6 protein-coding genes are annotated in these 7117 nt (G+C 69.3%); 5 read left to right on the top strand and 1 reads right to left on the bottom strand.

The features are described 5' to 3' along the window. The 4 genes from pyrF to plsB all read left to right on the top strand — a co-directional run. The coding region (pyrF, locus tag DBR34_RS16695) for an orotidine-5'-phosphate decarboxylase (protein WP_258224031.1) at positions 1–710 on the top strand (710 nt) is incomplete at its 5' end. Between the two features lie 214 nt (positions 711–924). Next, positions 925–1752: a serine protease gene (locus tag DBR34_RS16700; protein WP_258224032.1), complete on the top strand. Its 828-nt coding sequence runs from the start codon at positions 925–927 to the stop codon at positions 1750–1752. A 241-nt stretch (positions 1753–1993) separates the two neighbouring features. Further along, complete coding sequence (locus tag DBR34_RS16705) at positions 1994–2971, top strand: hypothetical protein (RefSeq protein WP_128097631.1); 978 nt, start codon at positions 1994–1996, stop codon at positions 2969–2971. Continuing rightward, on the top strand, positions 2971–5673 hold the full coding sequence (gene plsB, locus DBR34_RS16710; RefSeq protein WP_128097632.1) for a glycerol-3-phosphate 1-O-acyltransferase PlsB: 2703 nt from the start codon (positions 2971–2973) through the stop codon (positions 5671–5673). Before DBR34_RS16705 ends, plsB begins: the two co-directional genes overlap by 1 nt. 248 nt (positions 5674–5921) lie before the next feature. Here the strand turns inward: plsB and DBR34_RS16715 are convergent, their stop codons facing one another. After that, entirely contained in the window at positions 5922–6125 is a 204-nt protein-coding gene (locus tag DBR34_RS16715; protein WP_038691406.1) for a YdcH family protein, read from the bottom strand. A 96-nt stretch (positions 6126–6221) separates the two neighbouring features. Here DBR34_RS16715 and ttcA point away from each other — a divergent pair. After that, on the top strand, positions 6222–7117 hold an 896-nt coding region (gene ttcA, locus DBR34_RS16720; RefSeq protein WP_128097643.1), incomplete at its 3' end, for a tRNA 2-thiocytidine(32) synthetase TtcA.

Genomic DNA, 7117 nt, shown 5'->3' on the forward strand with positions numbered 1-7117 from the left:
TGCGCGATGACGAGCGCCTGATCTTCGCGCTCGACGTACCGGGCCGCGACGAAGCGCTGGCGTGGGTGGACCGGCTGGGCGACAGCGTGTCGTTCTACAAGATCGGCATGGAACTGCTCGCCTCCGGCGACTACTTCGAGGTGCTCGATGCGCTGGCCGCGCGCGACAAGCGCGTGTTCGTCGACCTGAAGTTCTTCGACATCCCGGCCACCGCCGCCGCGGTGATCAAACGCCTGTCGCAGTGGCCGGTGAGCTACGCCACCATCCACGGCTGGCACCCGGCCATGATGGAAGCCTGTGCGGCCGCCAACGGCAGCGACATGCGCCTGCTTGCGGTCACCGTGCTCACCTCGATGGGCCATGAGGACCTGCGCGGCATGGGCATCGACCGCGAACCGGTGGACGTGGTGGTCGAGCGCGCGCTGGCCGCCCAGGCCGCCGGCATCGACGGCGTGATCGCCTCCGGCCAGGAAGCCGGGCCGATCCGCGCCGCCACCGGTGCCGGTTTCTCCATCGTGTGTCCGGGCATCCGCCCCGGCGGCCCGGTGGGCGACGACCAGAAGCGCACCGTGGGCGTGGCCCAGGCGTTCGCCGACGGCGCCGACGCCATCGTGGTTGGCCGCCCGATCCGCCTGGCCGGCGACCCGCGTGCCGCCGCCGAGGCGATCCAGCTGGAAATCGCCTCAGCCTGGCGCGCCCGCACCGCCTGAGTCCGCAGGGCCTGCCTGACCCGCCGTCGCGACCCCGCACGGCGGGTGGGCTGCCGCCGGCCTTCCCGGACGCCGCGCCCCCGCATCAGGAAACGCCGCAACGCCGGTGAACTGAGCCGGGTACAACAGTTCCGCGTCCCCTCCCTGCGATGGAATCGATCCTGCCGGTGCACCTACGCCCGGCCCGTTCCCATCCCTGCAATGGAGGTGCCGCATGCAACTGTTCCCCCGACTGGCCCTGGCCGCCGGTCTCCTTGGCCTGTCCCTCGCCGCACAGGCGGCTCCCGCCTCGCCCGGAGTCGGGCCCACACGCCCGCTGATCATCGGCGGCGAGGACGCACTGCCCGGGCAGTACCCGTTCATGGTCAGCCTGCAGCGGCTGGACTACGGCGACTCCGACCACACCCGGCACTGGTGCGGCGGCACGTTGATCTCCCCGTCCTGGGTACTCACCGCCGCCCACTGCGTCGAGCGTGCCCAGCCGGCCGGGTATGCGGTGCTGGGCGGCGCCACGACGCTGGATGCCACGGTTCGCAACCGGCCATCCAACATCCGCGCCATCCATGTGCATCCGGCGTTCAACAGCCGCACCCTGGTCAACGACGTTGCCCTGATCCAGCTGCGCGAACCCCTGGCCGGTGTCACCCCGGCGCAGATGCTGGAGGGCAGTGATGCCGGGTACCTGCGGGCCGGGCGCCGGTTCGATGTGATCGGCTGGGGCGATACCGGACTGGAGGGCGACGCCGCATCCCCGACCGTGCTGCAGACCGTCAAAACGCCGTTCGTGGCGTTCCGCACCTGCCAGCAGGCCTACCCCGGGCTGCTGGCCGGCAACGTCATCTGTGCGGGGGAAGAAGGCATCGACAGTTGCCAGGGTGACTCCGGCGGGCCATTGCTGGTGCAGCGGCGCGGGGCCTGGACGGTGCTGGGCGTGGTCAGCTGGGGGCAGGGCTGCGCCCAGGCCGGCTACCCGGGCGTTTACGCGCGTCTGGCCGATGGCTACATCAAGGACTTCATCGCCGCGACCTGGCGGGGCGACTGACACCGGCGGGATATACGCGGCGCGGTACTGTGGCCGATGTACCGAGACAGCGGGAGGGCGGCGCAGGCGCGTCGCCCTCCCGTGTGTCGCGGCACGAAGAACTCCTGATCGCCACCGATGGCCACGGATCGGACCCCGTTCGGTTCCATTTCAGGGCGTTGGCCCGGTCCGGCCGGCGGGTGGGTTGCCGCCTCAGGGGCGTAGGCCGCAAGATGCGATCCGGTCCGGGGAGTCCGAATTCATGTCCATGTCGTCCAAGTCGTGGCAGTACCGGGGGCAGGCCATGGCCCTGGTCCTGTGTGGGGCGCTGTTGGTGGGTGCCTGCAAGCAGGACCGGATCGATCCGGATGCGCCTGCCGCCGAACCGGTGGCCGCGCTGCAGCAGCTGGCCCGGCATGTGGCCGACAACGACCTGCTCGGCTACGCCCGCGCCTCGGTACCGCCGGCGCAGTACGCGCGGCTGCAGGCGGCCTGGGCCCAGGGACACAGCCGCTGGCCGCTCACCGAGCTGCCGCTGGACGGCCAGCTGTTGCCGATGCTGGCGTCGCTGTCGCGGCCGGACGCACCGCAGCGCCTGCAGCGCTCGTTCGACACCCAGATTGCCGGCCAGGCCACGGGCGTGCGCCAGGCGGCGCACTCGATGGGCCTGTTCGGCGTGCAGTACCTGCGCAACCAGAGCGACTACACCGACGCGCAGCGCGCCCACTACAGTCAGGTGGTGGATGCCCTGAGCAAATGGGCGGCGGCGGCGCCGTTGACCGACAAGCAGCGCGCCCGCACCACCATCACGCTGCTTACCGCCACCGCGCGCACCGCCGGCCTGTCCACCGAGGAACAGCTCCAGGCGGCCGGCATGGAGGAGTCGCTGCGCCGCCTGGCGCCGTTCTTCAAGGCGTTCAAGACCGCGCTGGCCAGCTACGGCCTGTCGCTGGACGAGGCCTTGACCGGTCTGCGCGGCGAGCTGGTGTCCGAACTGGGCAACGACGCGGTGGTGCGGGTGCAGTACCCGCTGGCAGGCGAGCAGATCGAGGCGCAGGTACGCATGACCCGCCGTGAGGGCCACTGGTACGTGGCCCGCACGCTGGAACAGGCCGACGCGCTGCTGCAGGCCGCCGACGCCGCGCAGGCCGCGCAAGCTGAACATGACGCCGCCGAGGCGGCCAAAGCAGAGGCCGCCGCGCAGGTCAAGGACGGTGCTTCTGCACCGGCTAAGCCATAATGAAGCCGATGCCGAACCAGAATCCCCTGCCTTTCCCCGGCGAAGAGCCGCCCAAGACGCCGGACCCTTCGTCCGCGTCGCCCGACAGCGTGGCCGCCACCGGCGCCCCGGCCGATCCCGGCCAGGCGACGGCTGCCTCCTCTGCCGAGGTCGACCCGGCCAGCGTGGCACCGGCCGCGATCGTGCCCGGCACCCGCGCCCCGGTTGGCCGCCGCCCGTGGTGGGCGCGCCTGCTGGGCCGCCTGGTCGAGCCGTGGCTGTCGCTGAAGATCGAACCCGAGCACCCTGGCCAGTACAACGACGGCCGCCCGGTGGTCTACGTGCTGGAAGACTACGGGTTGTCCAACGCGCTGATCCTGGACAAGGCCTGCCGCGAGGCCGGGCTGCCGTCGCCGCTGGTGCCCATCGCCGGCGACCCCACCGGGCGCAAGCGCGCCTACGTGGCGCTGTCGCGGCGGAGCAGCAGCAACTCGCTGATCCCCGAGCAGCGCGGCGCCAAGACCCATTCCGACTCCCTGGCCAAGGTGCTGCAGGCCCATCGCGCGCGCGATGAGCTGGACGTGCACCTGGTGCCGGTGTCCATCTTCGTCGGCCGCGCCCCGGACAAGCAGAGCGGCTGGTTCGCGGTGCTGTTCTCGGAAAACTGGGCACTGGTGGGCCGCTTCCGCCGCCTGCTGGCGGTGCTGCTGAACGGCCGCAGCACCATCGTGCGGTTCGCCCCGCCGATCTCGCTGCGCAGCACGATCGACGAGGGGCTGGACCCCGAGCGCACCGTGCGCAAGCTGCAGCGCGTGTTGCGCACCCATTTCCGCCGCATCCGCGAGTCGGTGATCGGGCCGGACCTGTCCACCCGCCGCCTGCTGGTGGACAAGGTGCTGGACGCCGATACCGTGCGCGAGGCCATCGCCTCGCAGGCCAAGCGTGACAACTCCAAGCCGGCCGATGCCTGGAAGAAGGCGCATGCCTACGCCTGGGAAATCGCCGCGGACTATTCCAGCCCGGTGGTGCGCTCGGCCAGCTTCATGCTCAGCCATGTCTGGAACCGCATCTACGCTGGTGTGCTGGTCCATCACCTGGACAAGTTCAAGGCCGCCGCGCCCGGGCATGAAGTGGTCTACGTGCCCAGCCACCGCAGCCACATGGACTACCTGCTGCTGTCCTACCTGCTGTACGACCGCGGCATCGTGCCGCCGCACATCGTGGCCGGCATCAACCTGAACCTGCCGGTGGTCGGCACGCTGCTGCGCAAGGGCGGCGCGTTCTTCATCCGCCGCTCGATCCGTGGCAACGCGCTGTACTCGGCGGTGCTCAGCGAATACGTGGCCCAGCTGGTGGCCGGTGGCTATTCGATCGAGTACTTCGTCGAAGGCGGTCGCTCGCGCACCGGGCGCCTGCTGCAGCCCAAGGGCGGCATGATCTCGATGACGCTGCGCGCGTTCCTGCGCCAGCCGCGCAAGCCGGTGCTGTTCCAGCCGGTCTACATCGGCTATGAAAAGCTGATGGAAGGCGGCAGCTATCTGGACGAACTGTCCGGGCGGCCGAAGGAGAAGGAATCGATCTGGCAGCTGCTATGGTCCATTCCCAAGGTGCTCAAGCAGAACTACGGGCAGGTGGTGGTCAACTTCGGCGAGCCGATCGCGCTCAACGACGTGCTGGCCCAGCAGGCGCCGGACTGGAACGGGCAGCCGGTCAGCGAAGACGAGAAACCGTCGTGGCTGTCGGGCACCGTCGACCACCTGGCCGAACGCATCCAGGTGCACATCAACGGTGCCGCCGACGTCAATCCGATCAACCTGCTGGCGCTGGCGCTGCTGTCCACGCCCAAGCATGCGATGGGCGAGGCCGACCTGATCGCGCAGATCGAGCTGTGCAAGACCCTGCTGGTCGAAATGCCGTATTCGGACCGGGTGACGGTGACCCCGCACTCGCCGGAGCGGATCATCGCCCACGCCGAGGAAATCAACGTCCTCACCCGCATCAAGCACCCGCTCGGCGACGTGCTCAGCGTCAGCGGCGACACCGCGGTGCTGCTCAGCTACTTCCGCAACAACGTCATCCACCTGTTCACCGCGTCGTCGTGGGTGGCGTGCTGCTTCCAGAACAACCGTCGCATGAGCCGCACCGGCCTGGTCCAGCTGGGCCGCACGGTGTACCCGTTCCTGCAGGCCGAGCTGTTCCTGCCGTGGACCGAGGACGAGTTCGCCCAGCGCATCGAGCAGACCATCAACGTGTTCGTGCGCGAAGGGCTGCTGCAGAACGTCAACGACGACGACGGCGGCATCCTGGCGCGCAACACCGGACAGACCGACGAGGTGTTCCGCCTGCGTGCGATCGGCCACTCTCTGCAGCAGGCATTCGAGCGCTATTACATCGCCATCTCGGTGCTGGTGAAGAACGGCCCGGGCACCTTGGGTGCGGCCGAGCTGGAAAGCCTGTGCCAGCAGGCGGCCCAGCGCCTGAGCCTGCTCTATGCGCCGGCCGCGCCGGAATTCTTTGACCGCACCCTGTTCCGCGGCTTCATCCAGAAGCTGCGCGAACTGCGCCTGGTGTGGCCGGACGAGAACAGCAAGCTGCTGTTCGACGACCGCCTGGACGCGTGGGCCAAGGACGCCAAGTTCATCCTCGGCCGCGAGCTGCGCCACACCATCGAACGGGTCAGCCCGGAAGCGGCCAAGCCGGAAGAGCCGGTCAGCACGGATTGACCGAAGCGGATGTGCCGAGGCGCATCGGACAGATCCGAACGTATCCGGATCTTGTGGCGTTCGCCAGCAATGCGTAGGTACCGACCGTTGGTCGGTACCCGCGCGCAAGCGCGGCACAAGCGGTAGGGAACTGGGCAACACGGCGTGCAGCGGTTGGCCGACGTTGACCACCGTCCGAAGCCGCATGCCAAGGTTCATGCCGCCGGAACCCACGGCAGCCGATAACCGCAGCCGACCAACGGTCGGCTCTACGCGGGTTCGTCCGGAATCAGCATGTCCGCCAGCTTGGCGATGCAGTCCTTCAACTGCAGCTTGCGCCGTTTCAGGCGCTTGGCTTCCAGTTCGTCTTCGCCGTTGGCGGCCATGCGCTGGATCTGCTCGTCCAGCACGCGGTGTTCCTGCCGGAGTTCGGCAAGGCGGACGCTGATCTGCTCGGGTGTGAGGGTATCCACAGCTGTCGAGCATACACATCTGCGATGACGCCCGGGAGTGAACGCAGTCACGTCGGGGTCCCTGTGAGGGTGCCCCCCAGCCGGTAGAATGACACCATGAATTCCGCCGTCATCCGCCTGCCCGATCCCGTCCCGCGCGCCCGCGATCCGCGCGCGGCCGAGGCCGCGCAGGACAAGCTGGCGCGGCGCCTGCGCCGCCAGGTGGGCCAGGCCATTGCCGACTTCGGCATGATCGAGGACGGCGACAAGGTGATGGTGTGCCTGTCCGGCGGCAAGGACAGCTACACCCTGCTGGACGTGCTGCTGCAGCTGCAGAAGAAGGCGCCGGTGCGCTTCGAGCTGGTGGCGGTGAACCTGGACCAGAAGCAGCCGGACTTCCCCGCGCACGTGCTGCCGCAGTACCTGGCGTCGATCGGCGTGGCCTACCAGATCATCGAGCAGGACACCTATTCGGTGGTCAGCCGGGTCATTCCGGAAGGGCGCACGATGTGTTCGCTGTGCTCGCGGCTGCGGCGCGGCGCGCTGTACCGCCACGCGGCGGAGCACGGCTTCAGCAAGATCGCGCTGGGCCACCATCGCGACGATAGCGTGGCCACTTTCTTCCTCAACCTGTTCCACCACGCCAAGCTGTCGGCGATGCCGCCCAAGCTGCGCAGCGACGACGGCCAGCACGTGGTGATCCGCCCGCTGGCCTACGTGGCCGAGGACGACATCCGCGCGTATGCGCAGGCTCGCGCGTTCCCGATCATTCCGTGCAATCTGTGTGGCAGCCAGGACAACCTGCAACGCCGCCAGGTGGGCCAGATGCTGCAGCAGTGGGAGCAGCAGCACCCCGGACGCATCGACCAGATCGCCCGCGCGCTGGGCACGGTGGAGCCGTCGCAGCTGGCCGACCCGGCCCTGTTCGATTTCATGGCGCTGGCACGAAGCCCGGCCACCGCCGTGCTGTCCCCGCCGTCGGCCTGGGCCGACGCCACCCCCGACATCGGCGG

Source organism: Stenotrophomonas sp. HMWF003 (assembly GCF_003061285.1).
In the GTDB taxonomy this organism is placed as follows: Bacteria; Pseudomonadota; Gammaproteobacteria; order Xanthomonadales; family Xanthomonadaceae; genus Stenotrophomonas; species Stenotrophomonas maltophilia_AP.